This is a genomic window from Verrucomicrobiia bacterium (genome assembly GCA_035629175.1).
In the GTDB taxonomy this organism is placed as follows: Bacteria; Verrucomicrobiota; Verrucomicrobiia; order Limisphaerales; family DASXHY01; genus DASXHY01.
Genome location: DASPIL010000076.1, coordinates 70,921 through 87,886 on the forward strand (window position 1 = coordinate 70,921; position 16,966 = coordinate 87,886).

15 protein-coding genes are annotated in these 16,966 nt (G+C 58.5%); 5 read left to right on the forward strand and 10 right to left on the reverse strand.

Annotated elements, in window-relative coordinates; all coding sequences use genetic code 11:
- The first annotated feature begins 1 nt into the window (after position 1).
- Positions 2–1,021, forward strand: a complete 1,020-nt coding sequence (locus VEH04_13915; GenBank protein HYG23875.1) for an ATP-grasp domain-containing protein — start codon at positions 2–4, stop codon at positions 1,019–1,021.
- Positions 1,022–1,063: 42 nt separating this feature from the next.
- Here the strand turns inward: VEH04_13915 and VEH04_13920 are convergent, their stop codons facing one another.
- From VEH04_13920 to VEH04_13950, 7 genes are all read right to left on the reverse strand, one after another.
- Complete coding sequence (locus VEH04_13920; GenBank protein ID HYG23876.1) at positions 1,064–2,302, reverse strand: cysteine desulfurase; 1,239 nt, start codon at positions 2,300–2,302, stop codon at positions 1,064–1,066.
- Positions 2,303–2,369: 67 nt separating this feature from the next.
- Positions 2,370–2,930, reverse strand: a complete 561-nt coding sequence (sufT, locus tag VEH04_13925) for a putative Fe-S cluster assembly protein SufT (GenBank protein HYG23877.1) — start codon at positions 2,928–2,930, stop codon at positions 2,370–2,372.
- A 17-nt stretch (positions 2,931–2,947) separates the two neighbouring features.
- A complete protein-coding gene (locus VEH04_13930) occupies positions 2,948–3,406 on the reverse strand; it encodes an SUF system NifU family Fe-S cluster assembly protein (protein ID HYG23878.1) in 459 nt (152 codons plus the stop codon).
- 96 nt (positions 3,407–3,502) lie between these two features.
- On the reverse strand, positions 3,503–4,831 hold the full coding sequence (gene sufD / locus VEH04_13935) for a Fe-S cluster assembly protein SufD (GenBank protein HYG23879.1): 1,329 nt from the start codon (positions 4,829–4,831) through the stop codon (positions 3,503–3,505).
- A gap of 96 nt (positions 4,832–4,927) precedes the next feature.
- Positions 4,928–5,269 (reverse strand): hypothetical protein, encoded by a 342-nt coding sequence (locus VEH04_13940; protein ID HYG23880.1) that lies wholly within the window; start codon positions 5,267–5,269, stop codon positions 4,928–4,930.
- A gap of 13 nt (positions 5,270–5,282) precedes the next feature.
- Positions 5,283–8,798, reverse strand: a complete 3,516-nt coding sequence (locus VEH04_13945; GenBank protein ID HYG23881.1) for a protein kinase — start codon at positions 8,796–8,798, stop codon at positions 5,283–5,285.
- Positions 8,799–8,860: 62 nt separating this feature from the next.
- Positions 8,861–9,613 carry a sigma-70 family RNA polymerase sigma factor gene (locus VEH04_13950; protein HYG23882.1) on the reverse strand — a complete coding sequence of 251 codons (753 nt, stop codon included), beginning with the start codon at positions 9,611–9,613 and terminating at the stop codon, positions 8,861–8,863.
- 130 nt (positions 9,614–9,743) lie between these two features.
- On the opposite strand from VEH04_13950, the gene VEH04_13955 reads away from it, so the two are divergent.
- Genes VEH04_13955 through VEH04_13970 form a run of 4 tightly spaced genes read left to right on the forward strand, consistent with a single transcriptional unit; the run spans position 9,744 to position 12,981 of the window.
- Complete coding sequence (locus VEH04_13955; protein ID HYG23883.1) at positions 9,744–11,699, forward strand: prolyl oligopeptidase family serine peptidase; 1,956 nt, start codon at positions 9,744–9,746, stop codon at positions 11,697–11,699.
- 44 nt (positions 11,700–11,743) lie between these two features.
- Entirely contained in the window at positions 11,744–12,304 is a 561-nt protein-coding gene (gene hpt, locus VEH04_13960; GenBank protein ID HYG23884.1) for a hypoxanthine phosphoribosyltransferase, read from the forward strand.
- A 7-nt stretch (positions 12,305–12,311) separates the two neighbouring features.
- Positions 12,312–12,557 carry a MoaD/ThiS family protein gene (locus tag VEH04_13965; protein HYG23885.1) on the forward strand — a complete coding sequence of 82 codons (246 nt, stop codon included), beginning with the start codon at positions 12,312–12,314 and terminating at the stop codon, positions 12,555–12,557.
- 37 nt (positions 12,558–12,594) lie between these two features.
- Positions 12,595–12,981 (forward strand): molybdenum cofactor biosynthesis protein MoaE, encoded by a 387-nt coding sequence (locus tag VEH04_13970; GenBank protein ID HYG23886.1) that lies wholly within the window; start codon positions 12,595–12,597, stop codon positions 12,979–12,981.
- A 3-nt stretch (positions 12,982–12,984) separates the two neighbouring features.
- Here VEH04_13970 and ptsP read toward each other — a convergent pair whose 3' ends face one another.
- Genes ptsP through VEH04_13985 form a run of 3 tightly spaced genes read right to left on the reverse strand, consistent with a single transcriptional unit; the run spans position 12,985 to position 16,879 of the window.
- Positions 12,985–15,504 (reverse strand): phosphoenolpyruvate--protein phosphotransferase, encoded by a 2,520-nt coding sequence (ptsP, locus tag VEH04_13975; GenBank protein ID HYG23887.1) that lies wholly within the window; start codon positions 15,502–15,504, stop codon positions 12,985–12,987.
- A 2-nt stretch (positions 15,505–15,506) separates the two neighbouring features.
- On the reverse strand, positions 15,507–15,800 hold the full coding sequence (locus VEH04_13980; GenBank protein ID HYG23888.1) for a PTS fructose transporter subunit IIB: 294 nt from the start codon (positions 15,798–15,800) through the stop codon (positions 15,507–15,509).
- Positions 15,797–16,879, reverse strand: a complete 1,083-nt coding sequence (locus VEH04_13985; protein ID HYG23889.1) for a PTS fructose transporter subunit IIC — start codon at positions 16,877–16,879, stop codon at positions 15,797–15,799. Before VEH04_13985 ends, VEH04_13980 begins: the two co-directional genes overlap by 4 nt.
- Between the last annotated feature and the right edge of the window lie 87 nt (positions 16,880–16,966).

Here is a 16,966-nt window from a genome sequence, read left to right on the forward strand (position 1 = left end):
CATGGCGAAGAAACTGAAGATCCTCGCGTTATTTGACGCGATAGCTCCCACAACGCTCGACCAGGATCTGAGCGCGGAGCTCGCAACGGAAGATTGGAAAACCGAGGCGAATGTGCTCGGCGCCCTGCGCGAGCTGCAACACACGGTTGAGCACCTCGCCATTTTCGACGACCTCGATTTGTTGAGGCAAAAGCTCCAGACGTTTGCGCCCGACATCATTTTCAACCTCGCCGATCAGTTCCGAAACAACCGATCCTTCGATCAGAACATCGCTTCATTTTTGGAAATGCACGGCGTCTCCTTCACTGGATGCGGCTCGACTGGATTGACCCTGTGCAAGCACAAGGGCATTTCAAAAAAGATTCTGGGGTATCACCGCATCAAGGTTCCCGAGTTTGATGTCATCCCCAGAGGCAAGCGCTTTGGACGGCCCAAGCGGCTGCGATTTCCCATCATCGTCAAGCCGCTGAAGGAGGAGGCATCGCTCGGAATTTCACAGGCGTCGTTCGTCGAAACCGATGACCAATTTCGAGATCGTGTTCAGTTCATTCACGATAAATACGGCAGCGACGTCATTGCGGAGGAATACATCGCGGGCCGCGAACTTTACGTCAGTGTGCTCGGCAATCACCGGCTCGAAGTCTTTCCCATCCGCGAACTGGTGTTCCGCGAAGTGCCGCCCGATGAGCCGCGCATCGCAACCTTCAAGGGCAAGTGGGATGAGGAGTATCGTAGGCGATGGGGATTGCAGAACCAGTTTGCCGAAGGGCTGGACCCTGCTTTGCAACGCGAGATTGTACAGACCTGCAAGCGAATCTACCGGCTGCTGACGATTGATGGCTATGCACGGGTTGACTTGCGCGTGACGGAGACCGGCCAGATTTATTTCATCGAGGCCAATCCGAATCCCATTCTTGCGTCCGACGAGGATTTCGCGGAGTCGGCGTTGAAGGCGGGAATCGCGTATCCCGAGCTCATTGGACGAATCATCCGGACTGGAATGAACACGGTTCGCGAATAGGTTCCGCGCGAGGCTTCAAGGGCCCAGGAATCGCGGATGTGATTAGGCCGCGAAGAACTTTTGGATCTCGCGCACCACTTCGACGAAACGATCGACTTCACCCTTCGTGTTGTAGAAATAGAAACTGGCGCGGGCGGTGGACTCGACTCCGAGCTTGTGCATGAGCGGTTGAGTGCAATGATGCCCGCCGCGCAACGCAACGCCACCCTGGTCGGCGAGCATCACCACATCGTGCGCATGCACGTCCTTCAGCAGGAAGCTGACGAGCCCGGCACGATTTTGTCTGGGCCCGAAGAGCCGGATATCGTTCAGGGACGCAAGTTTTTCATAGGCATAGCCGGCCAGTTCCTGGTCGTGCTTCCAGATGTTTTCGCGGCCGATTGCATCGAGATAATCCATGGCCGCGTGCAAACCAACGGGTCCTGAAATATCGGGGGTGCCGGCTTCGAACCGGTGCGGCGCCTTTTTGAAGTCGCATCGCGAATAACCAACACTCAGGATCATTTCCCCGCCGCCCTGGTAGGGTGGCATGGAGTCCAGCAAATCCTGGCGGCCCCAGAGCACGCCGACGCCCGTGGGTCCACAGATTTTATGGCCCGAGAAAGCAAAGAAATCGCAGCTGATTTCCTGCACATCGACTGGCATGTGGCCCGCGCTCTGGGCGCCATCCACCAGCGTTGTGATTCCAAGCTTCCGCGCGCGAGCGCACATCTCCGCCACGGGATTCAAGCTTCCCATGGCGTTCGAGATGTGAACCATTGAAAAGAGTTTCACCCTGGGCGTGAGCAGCGCATCCAGGGTTGAGAGGTCGAGAGTTCCCTCATCGCCCGTGACGGGAACATACGCGATCGTCGCCCCGCGGCGTTGAGCAAGCAACTGCCAGGGAACAATATTGCTGTGATGCTCCACCTCGGTGAGCAGGATGACATCGCCCGGCTTCACATGCTGCGGACCCCACGTGCTCGCAACCAGGTTGATGGCTTCCGTCGTGCCGCGTGTGAAAACGATTTCATCAGCACTTTTTGCGTTGATGAATTTTGCCGCGCGGGCACGCGCCGATTCAAACGCCGCTGTAGCGCGGTTGCTTAATTCGTGAATGCCGCGATGCACGTTGGCGTTATCCCGTTCATAATAACGAACAAGAGCATCAATGACGGCGCGCGGCTTTTGTGAAGTGGCGGCATTGTCGAAATAGATGAGCGGTTTGCCGTGCACCTGCTGGTTCAGGATTGGAAAGTCCTGCCGCAGGCGAGCCCAATCAGGGGTCAGCATTGGTGTCATCGCGCGTTTGAAAAAAAAGCCCGTTGCGACGGAATCAGCGACGGTGCGCGTGAGGATGGCTCCGGGATCATAGCAGCCCCAATTGCAGCTTCGCAGCCTCGGTCATCATGCCCTGATTCCATTGCGGTTCCCAAACCAGTTCAACTGAAACGTCGTCGATCGTTTCAATCGAGAGAAGCTTGTTCTGGACGTCCTGTTGCAGGACCGGCCCCATGCCGCAGCCGGGCGCGGTGAGGGTCATCTTTACATCCGCTTTGAAACTGTTGGACGAACCTGCAATCGGTTCCACGTGACAGTCATAAATCAATCCAAGGTCAACAATGTTCACCGGGATTTCGGGATCGTAACAGGTTCGCAGCTGGGTCCAGATTTCCTTCTCCACCTGTTCAGGGGTTTGGGGAGCGGCGCCGGAAGGGGCCTTAGGTTTTTCGACCCGCTGCAACCCGAGCGCATCGGCGTTCTGGCCCTCAATGCGAAACATGTTCCCGTTCACGACGACGGTGTAGCTGCCACCCAGCGATTGTGTGATGTAGGCAGTTTCTCCCTTCTGCAAAGTCACCTTGGTTCCGACCGGCACGATGGCTGCCTCGACGTCGCGGCTGAGAATGATGGGATCGTTGTTGTACATAACTGAAATAGTTCCGATCAGGTCTGCTCGTTTTCGGTGCTCACAGGCTTCTGCTCGTTGCCTTGCAAGGCTGCCATGAGGGCGTGCCATGCCAGAATCGCGCACTTTACACGGGCCGGAAAGCGATACACGCCAGCGAACACTGCCAGTTTTCCGACGTCTTCATGGACCTTTCCCGTCATGACCATGTCATGCACCCTGTGGAAACTGGCTTCAGCCTCGGCCTTGGTCTTGCCTTTCACGCTTTCGGTCAGCAGCGAAGCCGACGCCTTCGAAATGCAGCACCCTGAGCCAACAAAGCTTGCATCCGTGATGCGGTCGCCCTGCATCACGAGGAAGAGCTTCAGGTTATCGCCACAGAGCGGGTTGTGTCCCTGGGCTGAACAGGTGGCTGCCGGAGTTTCGTGAAAGTTCCGTGGCTTCTTGCAATGGTCGAGAATGACCTGCTGGTAAAGATCATTGAGGTCGTCAAACATGGGAGCAAACGTCTCCGGAGAGGAATCCCGAAACGCCGGCTGTGCCAAAGCGGAACAAATTGCAAAACAGCGTTGGAGGATTTCCGATTGCGGACTTCATCTCAGGTGAGGATTGGCTTCCAGCCGATCCCAGACAATGCGATCCAACTCGTCACGCACAGACTCGCAGCGGATGCGCTCAATGATTTCGCCGGCGAAAGCATGAATCAACATGCGGCGGGCAGTGTCCTGGCTCAGGCCGCGCGAGCGCAGGTAGAAGATCGATTCGTCGTTCAACTGGCCGATCGTTGCCCCGTGCGTGCATTTGACGTCGTCCGCGTAGATCTCCAGCTGCGGTTTCGTATCGGCCGTGGCATCGTCAGAAAGCAGCAGGTTCTTGTTTGTCTGCTTTGCGTCGGTCTTTTGGGCAAGCTGTTGCACGAGAATCCGGCCGTGAAATACGCCCTTCGATTTGTCGTCCAGAATCCCGTTAAAATATTCATGACTGGCGCAATGCGGCTCGGCGTGTTCCACGATCATGTGATGATCCGCCAGTTGCTCGCCGCGGGTCAGATATAAACCGTTCAAAACGCATTCAAGCCCTTCGCCTGCCAGTTTGGTGCGAATGTTGTTCCGCGCTAGCCTGGCGCCCAGTGAGAACGAATGAACGTTCACACGGCTGGCGCGGCCGAACTGGCCATGAATCGTTGCGACATGAAAAGAATCCGCAGCCTCGTCCTGGACCTTGATCAACTCCACATGCGCACCGTCGCCTGCAATCAATTCCGTCACGGCATTGGTCAAATAGGGCGCCGTTGACGTGTGAACGTAGTTCTCGGTGACGACCAGCCGGCTGTTCGCATCGGCAAGGATCAGGTTGCGCGGCTGGATGGTGGTGCCCTGCTGTTTCGCGGACGAAACAAAAATCAAATGCACGGGTTCGGGCACTTCCATGCCCGCGGGCACATGAATGAACACGCCATCCGCGAAGTATGCCTGGTTCAGCGCCGCAAACGCGTTTCCAGCAGTTCGCGCATATTGCGTGAGATGTTTCTCCAAACCGCCGTGACCGTTTGCAAGGGCATCGCTCAAGTTCTGGACTACGACACCTGCAGGGAGGCTTCCGATGCTGGACAGCGATCGGGCGAAATGGCCATTGATGAACACGAGCCGGTGCCCGGCAATGGCCCCGAACGGAGCGCGCTCGACCGCGGCTGAAATCGATTCGCTTGTGCTCCCGTCAGCGGATGGCTGGAACGGAAGCCGCGCGATGGGTGCGACGTTGGTGAACCGCCAGTCCTCATCCTGCAACGTGGGAAACCCCTGGTCAGCGAAACTTGCAAGCCCCGCTTTCCGCAGCGGTTGCAGCCACGAGGGCTGTTGCAGACCTGAAGTGAAGCCATCGAATGCTTCCACGTGCGGGTCGGTTTGCTTCTTCTGTTCCATCGACTGAACCATAATTGAATGCTCCAACGAATGTACTAAAATTTGAGTCCGCTAGTGTTCCATGCCGCCCCGGGTTCCGCAAGTTCTTCAAAAGACTCATTGGTTGGCGTAAATCCGCGCCTCCGCCTCCGTGATTCGGCCGTCCTTGTTGGAATCGCAGGAATCAACCGCGCGATTAAATTCAACGTTCTTCCCCGGAACAATCTTGCGTTCGTGGCTGAACACGATGGGCAATGATACATGCGTCGAGCTTTCGGACTTGTCGCGAGACCCGGATTGCTTCGTCATGGTTTCGTAAAAGAGCCGCGCCGCGCCGTCGCTCTCGAATTCAACGGGCGTCCGCTCCGCATCCCTGTAAACCGTTTGACTGTGTGTGATGCAACCGCTTGCCAGAGCGGCGAGCATGAGTGTTGTCAGGACTTTGATGGTGTTGTTCATATTCGATCTGAATCTATTGATTTGCGAGTTCGCGCAAGGCTGCGTCGCGCCGCGCAAAACTGGTGATCATGCGCGCCAGCTCCATCGCTTCGTTGCGGCGGCCGAGATGCGCCAGGTGGCGCGCACTGGCGCCGGCTGCCTCGTCGCGGGCACTAAACGACACCATCGCTCGAAGCGCCTGCCGTGCTGTCTCGACGTCCCCGCCTTCCGCCGCGTCGCGCGCCAGCTGCGCCAGAGCCGCGTCGCGTTTTGTGAATGCGAGAATGTCCAGTGCTGCGGAAAGCCGGTTTGTAAAAGCCGCGGGCCGGTTTGTAAGGCTTGAAGTATCCACGTCTGAAAAGGAACCTGATTCGTTTGTTGCGGCTGTCTCTGGCAGCGATTCCACACGAAAATCATCTGGAACTTCGGTCCAACGCGTTGTGCTTGAAACGCGAGGTTCCGAGAGGCGGCCGGGCCGAAGCGAAACATCTTCAATCCTAAAGCGCCTCATCGGCGCGATTCTGAATCGTACGCCAGCAACGTCGGTCATCGTCAGGTTTCGAAATGTCAGGTTCACGTGGTTCAACGTTATTGCTCCGTGGTCCAGGGTGCTTTCGTTAGTGTAGTAATTATAAGAGGCGCCGCTGCCGGAAAGCAGATTAAGCGAGTGCGTCCATCCTTCATTCCAGTAGATGGGATGGCTGCCTGTGAGGATCAGTGAATTGCTGACAGAGGTGAGTTGAACATTCACATTCCACTTCAAACCTCCCGCGGTGATTCGGATAGCGGCCGCATCGCCTGACTGGAAACCGGGAATCGGCTGGTCGATAAGCCAGGTGCCGACCTGGTTCACGACAACGTCACAGTCCAGGGTCGTCTGGGACGGCGGAACCTCAATGGTTGCCGAACTGAAGTGCGATACCCGCCCGCGCCCAAAGCTCGCGCGGGGAGCTGTCATGATCCGTTCGTTGCGCATCTCAAACCCATGGATAGCCCCAAGCGGCGTGAACAGAACGACATACTTATCGATAGATTCCCCCGCCGATCTTGCATACACAGGCGGCCGCAGAACGTCAAAAATTCCGTGAATCTGCGGGGCATTGGTCATGAGAACTCCCCTCGGATCCCACCATGCTTCGTTGGTTCCGTCTCTTTTACCGATCGCCACCATATGCAGCGGTTCGCGGGAGCCGAGCGAGGCAATAAAGAGCGGCTGCGGCTCGCGAGCCAATGCGGGCTGCGGCTTTGACGCCGCCGCGGGTGCGGGGGCCGCGACCTCTGATTCGATGCGCGTCTCGCGGATGAGGTTGGGATTTGCGCGGAACCTGTCATTTCGTCGCAAAAGCGAGCGCGGGGACGCGGGGATCCAGCCCGCGCGCTTTAAATCCACAGGTTGAAACGCGATCGGAAACGTTTTTGTTTCGGCATCGAACAGGCTGGTTTGATTCTGCACCTGGATGTGCAGATGCGGCTGGCTCGTGTTGCCCGAATTTCCAACGCGGGCGATGAGTTGTCCGGTTTTCACGGGATCGCCCTTTCGCACGAGGATGCTCGCTTTCTGCAAATGGCCGAGCATCACAAAGACGCCATTGGTCATTCGAAGCACGATGTGATTGCCCGCTGGATTGTTGGGATCGGTTCGACCGATCGGATTGTCGGGCAATCCGTCTACCACATTCGCAACGGTGGCGTCGGCGGGCGCATACACGGGTTCGTTCCAGGCGAAATAATCATCAATGCCGCTCCGGGCGTGCTGGCGGTCCTGGCCGTTAACGATGCGAATCAAATCAAGGGCATGACGTTGCTCGAGGTGGGTGTAATGAAGATTTACAAGCGCGCTCGGACCGCCATTGCCGACCAGCCATTCTGCAGCCACGGGCGACGCGAGCACCACAGTCGAAGCGGGCTGAGTTGACCAATGGATGCGCACCAGTTGTGTGGCAATGAACAGGCTGCCAGCTGCAAGGGAGAGGTTCGTGGCGATCTGAATGCGCTTTCCCGGAAGCAATTCCAGCAGGATAAGAATGACTGCGCACGCAAGATAGAGCGCGCGAATGACGGCGTATTGGTTTGCAGTGAACTGCGCGGGAACGATGCACGTCTCGAGCACGCACACGGTACAAATCCAAAAGAGCCATTTGTTGATGACGGCCCAGCGATGCTGGCGCAAACCCGGAATGAATGGCGTTCTCCACAAACGCAGCTCGAGGGCGCCGCGGTATAATCGCCAGAGTACCAAGCCGATATAGACCGGGATTGCGAGCAGCATGCAGAGGAAAAGGACGTTGAAGAAGTTCCCCATGCGATACGCAGCCCAACCGAGCACAATGAGAAGTGTCGCCGCAAGCGCATCCATTGCGAACAATGCAATGCTCTTTGCCCGGCTTGCGCGCGCCCCAGGGAGGGGCGGCGGAACGGGTTCATTGACTGGGTTGCTCGAGAACGTTTCCACGCGCGTCTTGAAGTGGCTTGCCTGCTGGTAACGGCGCTCGGGTTCCTTCTCCAAGGCGCGCAGCACGATATCATCAAGCCGGACATCGACCTGCACTTTAGCCGAAGGCGGTTGAAACCGTCCGAGCGGCAGTTCGCCTGTCAGCATTTCGTAGAAGACAACGCCCAGCGAATAGATGTCAGCCCTGTGATCCACGTCCTGCGGGTTTTCAACTTGTTCGGGTGCCATGTAGTGCGGCGTCCCCATGATGTCCTTGGCTCCTGTGAGCCGAAAATCCGCGGGTTCCTGCCCCAGGATTTTTGCCAGCCCGAAATCCGCAATCTTCACCCTGCCCTTTCGATCGAGCAGGACATTCTCGGGTTTAATGTCGCGATGAACGATCCCTTCGTCATGGGCAAACTGCAGCGCTGCACAAATCTGAGGAATGACCGCGAGCGCCTCCCGGGGTGTCAGTCTGCCGGCCTGCTGAACCTGGCGCAGGTTGCGGCCATCCACGAATTCCATGATGAAATAGCTGAGGCCGCCAGCCTGGCCGAAGTCGTAAACAGCAACAATATTGGGATGATTCAGCCGTGCCAGTGCTCGGGCTTCGCGCGAGAAACGGCTGCCGAAATCGAGCTCATTGTTCGGGGGCGCGAGAATCTTCAATGCCACGTTCCGATCCAGCGCTGGCTGCCGCGCCTTGTAAACGGCGCCCATCCCGCCTTTGCCGAGGGGGCCAAGGATCTCCAGTTGGGGAAACAGTTTGGCGAGTTCTTCCAGGGTCGGCGGGATAAATGCGTGCTGTTGTGAAACGCCGGGAGCGCTATCGATTCCCTGCTTCATCACGCACGCCGGGCATAATCCCTGGGCAACGTCGCCGCGCAAATTCGTGCCGCATTGGGGACATGTGCGCGGGATGATCTCGGTCTCGGCGGCAGGTGTGGTATTCTGCGCCCCTGCCTTCGTTCGCCCGCCCAGCTGGCTTCGGAGCAAGGAGAGCAGCGCAATGATTCCAGTCACGATGGCGAGGACCACGAGCAGTCCCAGCATGAGCAGGAAAACCCGCGACAACGCATCGCTAACCATTGAAGCAATGACAGGTTCGAACGTGTTCATCTCACCGCTTACTGAAGGAACGAAATCGAAACGTTACGCATTTTTTGCAATTTCCGTATCCCTCACGCGGACAACGCGGCAAAGAGGTTCCTCAGCTCATCCTCCACTTCGTCAGGACTGGCGACCGTGCGGGCGATCTCTGCGCGCAGCAACTCGCGATACCGTTGGCGGAGTCGGTGGACGGCCACCTTCACCGCGCCTTCGGTACTTTTCAGCCGCGCGGCAATCTGCAAATACGGCATGGATCCGCTGGGTTCGGTGAGCGTCTGTTTCAGATGGTCGAACAATGCCTCCCTGCCCGCTTCCACATATTCCTGGCGCAGGCGCTGCAACACTTCGTCCAAAAGCGTCAATGCCCATCGCCGTTCGAAGATCCGTTCAGCTGTCATGCGGTCGGCCAGCTCGATGCCGCAGCGAGTCTCGGCCGAATCGATATCGATTGAGATTGGCGTCTGTCCGCCACCTCGCTTTTGAGCCGCGGCGCGGTCCCATTCATTGGCGAGGAAATGCTTGAGGGTTCCCAGAAGGAAAGAACGGAACCGGCCTCGATTGCGGTCGGCCGCGCCAATCCAGTTTTTCTCGAGAATTCGTGCGAAGAAGCCCTGTGTCAGGTCCTGCGCGTCATGGGGACTGTATCCCTGACGTCGTATGAAAGCATAGATGGGTGGCCAGTAGCTTTTGCACAGGAGCTCCAGGGCTTGCCGCGCCTGCGTGGAATCGTTCCCGCCAGCCGCAAGCACAACGGTCCAGTGGGTCGGCACGAAAGCCGGGCCCCCTGGGGCGCGTGTGTCGCAGTCGTGGTCGGTGGGTGGCATTGCCTTCGCCCGGAGCATTCCTGATTTGCGTGGAACCTCCAACGAGAAAATGACGCTGCACGAGCGGAGTCATTCCAGGAAGCCTTCGGAAACGCTTGCCGCTTCACTTCGGCCTTCCCATGCTGCGGCCATGAAAGTTTCGGGCAGGCTCCTTGCCGTTCTGATGGTGTGCGCATCCGCCTGCGCCCAGGCGCCTCTTGGGAATGAGCAATTCCGTGACTACTTGCGGGACGAGACCATGCGACTGTCAGAGGCGTGCCTTTCAGAAATCAATTCGCTGACCGATTGGAATTCGCGCCGCGATGAATATCGACGGCAACTTCAGGAGATGCTTGGGCTCTGGCCCCTGCCGCTTCGCACCGACCTGAAGCCAGTGGTGACCGGCACAGTGGATCACCCTGAGTTTACGGTCGAGAAACTGCACTTTCAGGCCATGCCCGGGCTGTATTGCACCGCTGCATTGTTTATTCCGAAGGGCATCACCGCGCCTGCCCCCGCGATCTTGTACGAATGCGGACACTGGCAATCGGTGACCAACGGGATCAGCTATGGGAACAAGGCGGCCTATCAGGCAGACGGGGCGTGGTACGCCCGCAATGGATATGTCTGCATGGTGCTCGACACCGTGTTGGCGGGTGAGATTCGCGGAATTCACACGGGCACGCGGGATCGCGGATTATGGTGGTGGAACTCGCGCGGCTACACACCAGCGGGAGTGGAAGCCTGGTTCGGCATCCGCGCTTTGGATTTCCTCAGCACGCGTGTGGAAGTGGACACGAATCGATTTGGCATCACGGGTCACTCTGGAGGCGGGGCATACAGCTGGATGGTCACAGCATTGGACGATCGCATCAAGGCCGCTGCGCCTCTCGCGGGGATGGCAGACATTCGGAGTCACATCCTGGATCCCATCATGGACAGCCATTGTGACTGCAATTTTTTCGTCAATTACTACGGTTGGGATTTTCCGCAGGTGGCGGCCTTGGCTGCGCCGCGGCCCCTGCTGCTCGGTGGTACGGACAATGATCGCCTCTTTAACCTGCCGAACACCCTGCGAATCCACGACCAGTTGCGGCGCATTTATCAGATCCACAATGCAACCAGTCAATTGGGACTCATCATCGCACCTGGCGGGCACGACGAAACGCCGGAGTTGCAGGTGGCCGTGATGCGGTGGTTTGACCGACATTTGAAGGGTGCTCAAAGGCCGGTCGAGAATGCTGCGACACGTTTCTTTGCACCGCAGGAATTGAAAGTGTTTGCGACTTTGCCGGCGGATTCTATCAACACCAACATCGCGCTGACGTTTGGCCCTGTTGCGGGATCGGCACTCCCAGCGGGCGCCGACCTGCGGAGCGTGCTCGTGACAAAAGTCTTTTCAGGCTGGCCCAAGGGGCGCGACCCATTAAATCTTCACCAGGCATTTTCTGGGGAGCGTGAAGGTCTGCGGCTTTCTGCGTGGGACTTCACGAGCCAGCGGAATGTGCGGCTTCGCATCTATCGACTCGATGCCTCCGCGACTTCTGTCCGCAGCAATATCACCTTGTCGGTTTTGGATGAAAGCGGATGGACAAACGCGATTGCGCGGCTGGGCGGTTTGTTCGGGCGGGAGCTGACGAATGAGCTTCGCGGGGCGGTCGTTGAGGGATCTCAAATCAGCCTGGACTCGTTGAAGGAACAGGTGCAGCGCAGTTCGCTGATGTTCTTCGCGCCGCGCGGGGTGGGTTTGGATGCGTGGGCTGGGGACGAGCGGGCGCATTCGAGGATTCGACGCCGATTCATGCTGCTGGGCCAGACGCGTGACAGCATGCGGGTGTGGGACATTCGCCGCGCGGTGCAGGTTGTTCGGGAGTTAAATGCGGGCATCGAAGTCCAGGTGATTCTGCGCGCCAGCAGTGAGATGGGGGTGAACACGTTGTATGCGGCGCTCTTTGAACCGTCGGTTCGGACACTGCAGCTCGGGCCGCTGCCGCAATCACATATTTATGGTCCTGACTATTTAGGAATTCTGCGCGTGTGCGACATTCCGCAAGTGGTGAACGCAGTGAAAGCTCACGCCCGAATCGAGGGAGAACCATCGCCCTGATGCAACCTGCCCAGTCAAAAGTGCGGACAAGCTCTCGAAACCGGGTGCCAGCTGAGTGGCGGCACGAGGTCGAGCGGGTTCTGATTGGCGAGGCACAGCTCGCCCGGCGCGTGCGGATGCTGGCGCGGACGGTTGAGGTGGATTTCCGTGGACGCGAGATGGTGATTGTTTCACTGCTCAGCGGCACAGTCATGTTCCTGGCCGACCTCATTCGCCACCTTTCGCTGCCGCTGCGGTTGGATTTTATGGGCGTGTCGAGTTACGGCAGCGGAACTGAGAGCGGCCAGCTGGTGTTCACGAAGGAGTTGCGACTGGACGTTCGGGGTCGTGACGTGCTGCTTGTCGACGACATTCTCGATACGGGGCGAACCATGAAGCGCGTGTTGGAGAAGCTGCAGTTGCTCAAGCCGCGGCGCATCCGCACCTGTGTGCTGTTGGACAAGGCAGCCAGGCGTGTCGAAAGGATTGAAGCTGACTACGTCGGATTTCGCATTCCTGACAAGTTCGTCGTTGGATATGGGCTCGATTACGCCGAACGATTCCGCAACTTGCCGTTTGTGGGTGTGTTGAAGGAACATGTTTACCAGTCAGCAGCAGGAACTTGAAGCAGGCATGCGCGTTAACGTGACATTTTATTCGTACTTCCGTGATCTCACGGGCTGTTCGACTTCCATGCAGGAAGTTCCCAACCAGTTCACGCTTGGAGAACTGCAGGCGAAACTCATTGCGGAATACCCGCGGCTGGGGCCGATGCAACGCTCCACGCTGATGGCTGTTGGCGTTGACTATCAGCCCCGTGAGTATGTCCTGCGTGAAGGTGACGAGATCTCGCTGTTTCCTCCAGTACAGGGAGGGTGAGCATTCAAATCAAACTGCGTAAACATTGCTCCCAGGGATGAAACGGAATTTGACCATTACGACGGACGCAATCGATGAAGCGCGGCTCGTGGCAAGCCGCAGCATGTCTGCGGGCATGGGCGCTGCCCTTTATTTCGTTGGCGTGGTGCGCGGACACGAAGGCGACGCAGCGATTTCAGGGATCGAGTACGAGACATTTCAGAAGATGGCGGAGCATCAGTTCCAACTGTTGTTCGACCAGATGGAACGGCAATGGCCAATTGAGTCCGTACGCCTCGTTCACAGGGTGGGCATGGTCCGAGTGAATGAACCTTCGCTGTGGGTGGAAATCATTGCCCCGCACCGCGGCGAGGGGTTTGCCGCATGCCAGTGGCTGATCGACGAGATGAAGCGTGTCGTGCCGATCTGGAAGAACCCGCGATGAAAATCACGCGCGCGGCAATCGGCCGTTCAGCACTGCGCAAAGGGCGGCGGCATCAGGCGCCTGCTCGATGCTTTGCCGGAATTCCTCGTGCATGATCTGGCGCGCGAGCGACGAAATGATCTTCATGTGTGCGGAGGCGCCGTCCAGGTCACGGATTACAATCAGCATCAGCGTCTGCACGGGTTTGTCGTCAGTAGATCCCCATTCCACGGGCTGCCGCAGGCGCAGGAGCACGAGTGAATTGGCCTGGATGCTGGTGGTCTTGCAGTGCGGAATGGCAAAGCCGTGGCCAAACCCTGTGGAATAGCTGTTCTCCCGCTCCCACACTGCAGCTTCCAGCGCACGGGGTTGTTCGGTGCGCCCGGTAATATACAACAGGTCGACCGCACGCTTGATCGCCTCCTCCTTCGTCAGCGCATCGACGTCCACCACGACAAGGTCCTCCGCGAGCAACGGCGCGGAGTGCTGCACAAAAAAATCCTCCAGCAAGGCAGTGACTTCCGCAACCGTGCGGCATCGCAATGCTTCGGCGAGCAACCGTTCGCATTCCGATTTTTCAAAGCGAGCGAGTTCCGCCTTGAGCCCGGCGATGAAAGGGGCCGACACGCTGACCTCGTTGATACCGAGCCCGACCAGCAACGGCAGGGCACGTTTCAAGCCACCCATTTCCCCGCACAGGCCAATCCATTTCCCGTGGGCTCGTGCCTTGCTGGCGATTTCGTTGAGCAGGCGCAGAAAGGCGGGCTGGAGCGGATTGTAAAGGGTCGCCACCTGCGCATTCGTTCGATCGACCGCCATGAAATACTGCAGCAGGTCGTTGGAACCGATGCTGAAGAAATCAACCTGCTCGCTGAGATCCTGGATGATGAAAGCGGATGAGGGAACCTCGAGCATCACGCCCAGCCGCATTTCCCGATCGAAGCGTTTTCCTTCAGCGAGGCACCGCTCCTGTTCCTCGGAAATAACCTGCTTCACCCAAAGAACTTCTTCCATCGCCGCGACCATAGGAATCATCACCCGCAGGGGGCCATGCGCGGACGCGCGCACCAGGGCGCGAATCTGCGTGCGGAACAGGTCTTCAAATCCTGGATACATCCGCACCGCGCGATAGCCGAGAAAAGGATTCTGCTCGAGTGCCAGGTTCAGATAGGCCAGCGGCTTGTCGCCGCCAATATCCATCGTACGAATAATAACTGGACGGCCATCAGCGGTTTCCAGCACGCGATGATAAATTTGAAACTGTTCCGCTTCATCGGGCGGACTGACCCGGTCCAGGAAGAGCATCTCAGTTCGGAACAGGCCGATGCCTTCTGCTCCCGAGACAAACGCCCGCTCGGCTTCTTCAACAGTCGCAATGTTCGCGGCCATTTCGATCGGATGTCCGTCAAGCGTCCTGGCGGGGCGCACGCTGAACCCCCGCAGCACCGCTTCACGCCCATCGAGACGCTCCCGTTCCATCGCATAGTAGCGCCGCGCCGTGTGTGTCAGCTTCGTGACAAGCACGCCGAGGTCGGCATCCAGAACCGCTTCGCAATGATCAGCAAGGCTCGCGTCCACGCGTTCAACATTGGTCAAAGTCGGGATTCCAAACGAGCGCGCCAGGATCACAGTGTGCGAAGTCGTTCCCGTTTCAGCGAGCACAAGGCCGCGCACGAGGCACGGATCCAGGGCGAGAAACTGGCAGGGGGTCAACGCGTCGGCGACGACAATGGAATCCTGCGACAACGTGAGTGAACGATGCGCAACGGCGCTTACATACACGCGTTGCAGCAACTGGCTGCAGACGTCCTTGATGTCCAGCGCGCGCTCCCGCAGCAGCGGATTGTCACTGGCCCAGAACAATTGCGAGAAATGCGATTCGGCATCCGCGATGGCTCCCGCAGCCGTGCGGCGGCGTTTCGCAACGGCTTCGAAGAGGCAGGCGCGGAATTCCTCGTCGCGCGCAAAGGCGCGGTGTGCGATCAGCAGCTCGGTTTCAACTGTCCGGCCCGCGATTGCGGCACGGCGGCTGTACCATTCGATCAGTTCTTCGAGTCCGCGGGCAATCCGTTGCTGTTCCTTCTCGACGTCCTGCACTCCATCGGTTGCCAGTCCATCGGGCAGGGTGAAGCCCGCGACGCGCACGATCGCGCCATGCGCGATCCCGGGAACCATCGGAACGCCGCGGCGCAGCGTCGTGCCGCTGCGAGCCAGGCAGGGCGGGACGCGCCATTCGCCATCCGCCGCGGGCGTTGCCGGGACGGTGGCCTCCTGGCGGGGGAGCGTATTGCGGATGAATGAGCCGAGCACAGCCATTGCCCGCTGTTCATCCATGCCCGCGACTTTTAGGAGGCAGGGATCGCTGAAGCGGATGTCTGCGCCGACCAGGGAAAGGATGCTCTTGGCGTTTGCGCTTTGCCCGGTGCGCTGGTTCAACAAGGTTACTTCGGATGAAAATCCCCGGGCCACCTCTTCCAACGCACTTGCCGGACGGGCGTGCACGCCGTTGGGTAACGGACAGGAAAAGGAGAAATCCAGCGACATGGTTACAGTTGAGCAAAGATGGCTTCGGGATTCTTCATCGCCGCCTGGACCGGAACCTTGATCTTGCGAACCCCGTCAAACCGCTCGGGTTCCTCGATGGCGATGTCAACCGCCAGGATGGCGACACCGGCCGCCTGGATTTCGGTGGGCGAGAGCTTGTTTTCAATTCCCATCGCGCCCTGTGTTTCCACCTTGATGGTGTGGCCCAGCTTGCGTGCGGTTTTCTCCAGCTGCTCGGCAGCCATGTAAGTGTGTGCAATCCCCGTGGGACAGGCGGTAACAGCAACAATCTTCATTTCATCTCTCCTTGGGCGGCCACACGGGATTCCGTGAGCCGTTTCGCCAAATTAATTGTGAGCGCCGTGGTCAAGGCGCCGGCGGCGATCGCAATGACATACATGAGTTTGCCGTCCACCACTGGCAGCACAATGGGTCCGCCATGCGGCGCGTGATTGCCGACGTTTCCGAGCATCGCAAGAGTCGCGGCGACCATGGATCCAAGCATGATCGATGGTATCACGCGGAACGGATCCCCGGCGGCGAAGGGAATTGCGCCTTCCGTGATGCCAATCGTGCCCATGCCGAGAGCGGCCAGTCCGGACTCGCGTTGTTCCGATGTCCACCGTTTGCGGGCGAGCAGCGTCGCAAGGCCGAGGCCGAGGGGCGGGGTACAGATCGCGGCGGCGCAGGCGCCCATGATTGCGTAGTTTTGCTGTTGGATCATTGCGGCCCCGAAAAAGAATGCCGCCTTGTTGACCGGCCCGCCCATGTCGAAGGCGATCATCGCGCCGAGCACCATTGCCAGGAGCACCTGCGAGCCGCTCTGCAAATTCTCGAGAAAATGGCCCATCGCGATCATGATTCCCGCAATCGGAACGTTCAGCGCCAGCATCAAAAGCCCAACGGGGACGGACGACAGAATGGGCAGGATGATGATGGGCATGACCGGGCGCAGCCAGCGCGACACGGGAATTCGCTTGATCAGATTGACCACATGGCCGGCAACCAATCCGATGATTAATGCCCCGAGAAATCCCGCGCTGGCGCTGCGATCACCAACGGTCTGGGGCATGGCTGCGATAAAGCCACCGACAAACCCAGGCAGCAGCGCCGGCTTCCCCGCCATCCCGTACGCGATAAACCCGGCAAGCACTGCGGGAAACAGGTCGAAGGCCTTGGAGCCGATCGTGAACAGTTGCTGAATAATGACGGGAGCCTGGCTGAGATCGGGGCGTCCGAGATCGTCCACGTGGTTGAATTGGAAAGCGTAAGCCAGCGCCACCGCGATCAGAATGCCGCCACATGCGATGAAAGGAATGACATGTGAGACGCCTGTCAGCAGATACTGCTTGTGATTTTGCAGCACTTCCTTCATGCGATTGCGCAGCCTTGAAATAACGTGGCGGCCATGTTTGTCACCGTAAAAGTAAGGGCTTCGGCGAATCTCCCTGAAAGGAGAAAA

What these genes read in the sequence shown, in the direction of transcription:
- VEH04_13950 (HYG23882.1), bottom strand. Translation starts at nt 9,613, where the DNA reads ATGCCACCCACCGACCACGACTGCGACACACGCGCCCCAGGGGGCCCG.
- ptsP (HYG23887.1), bottom strand. Translation starts at nt 15,504, where the DNA reads ATGTCGCTGGATTTCTCCTTTTCCTGTCCGTTACCCAACGGCGTGCAC.
- VEH04_13920 (HYG23876.1), bottom strand. Translation starts at nt 2,302, where the DNA reads ATGACACCAATGCTGACCCCTGATTGGGCTCGCCTGCGGCAGGACTTT.
- VEH04_13930 (HYG23878.1), bottom strand. Translation starts at nt 3,406, where the DNA reads ATGTTTGACGACCTCAATGATCTTTACCAGCAGGTCATTCTCGACCAT.
- VEH04_13970 (HYG23886.1), top strand. Translation starts at nt 12,595, where the DNA reads ATGAAACGGAATTTGACCATTACGACGGACGCAATCGATGAAGCGCGG.
- VEH04_13980 (HYG23888.1), bottom strand. Translation starts at nt 15,800, where the DNA reads ATGAAGATTGTTGCTGTTACCGCCTGTCCCACGGGGATTGCACACACT.
- VEH04_13955 (HYG23883.1), top strand. Translation starts at nt 9,744, where the DNA reads ATGAAAGTTTCGGGCAGGCTCCTTGCCGTTCTGATGGTGTGCGCATCC.
- VEH04_13965 (HYG23885.1), top strand. Translation starts at nt 12,312, where the DNA reads ATGCGCGTTAACGTGACATTTTATTCGTACTTCCGTGATCTCACGGGC.
- sufD (HYG23879.1), bottom strand. Translation starts at nt 4,831, where the DNA reads ATGGAACAGAAGAAGCAAACCGACCCGCACGTGGAAGCATTCGATGGC.
- VEH04_13945 (HYG23881.1), bottom strand. Translation starts at nt 8,798, where the DNA reads ATGAACACGTTCGAACCTGTCATTGCTTCAATGGTTAGCGATGCGTTG.
- sufT (HYG23877.1), bottom strand. Translation starts at nt 2,930, where the DNA reads ATGTACAACAACGATCCCATCATTCTCAGCCGCGACGTCGAGGCAGCC.
- VEH04_13915 (HYG23875.1), top strand. Translation starts at nt 2, where the DNA reads ATGGCGAAGAAACTGAAGATCCTCGCGTTATTTGACGCGATAGCTCCC.
- VEH04_13940 (HYG23880.1), bottom strand. Translation starts at nt 5,269, where the DNA reads ATGAACAACACCATCAAAGTCCTGACAACACTCATGCTCGCCGCTCTG.
- VEH04_13985 (HYG23889.1), bottom strand. Translation starts at nt 16,879, where the DNA reads ATGAAGGAAGTGCTGCAAAATCACAAGCAGTATCTGCTGACAGGCGTC.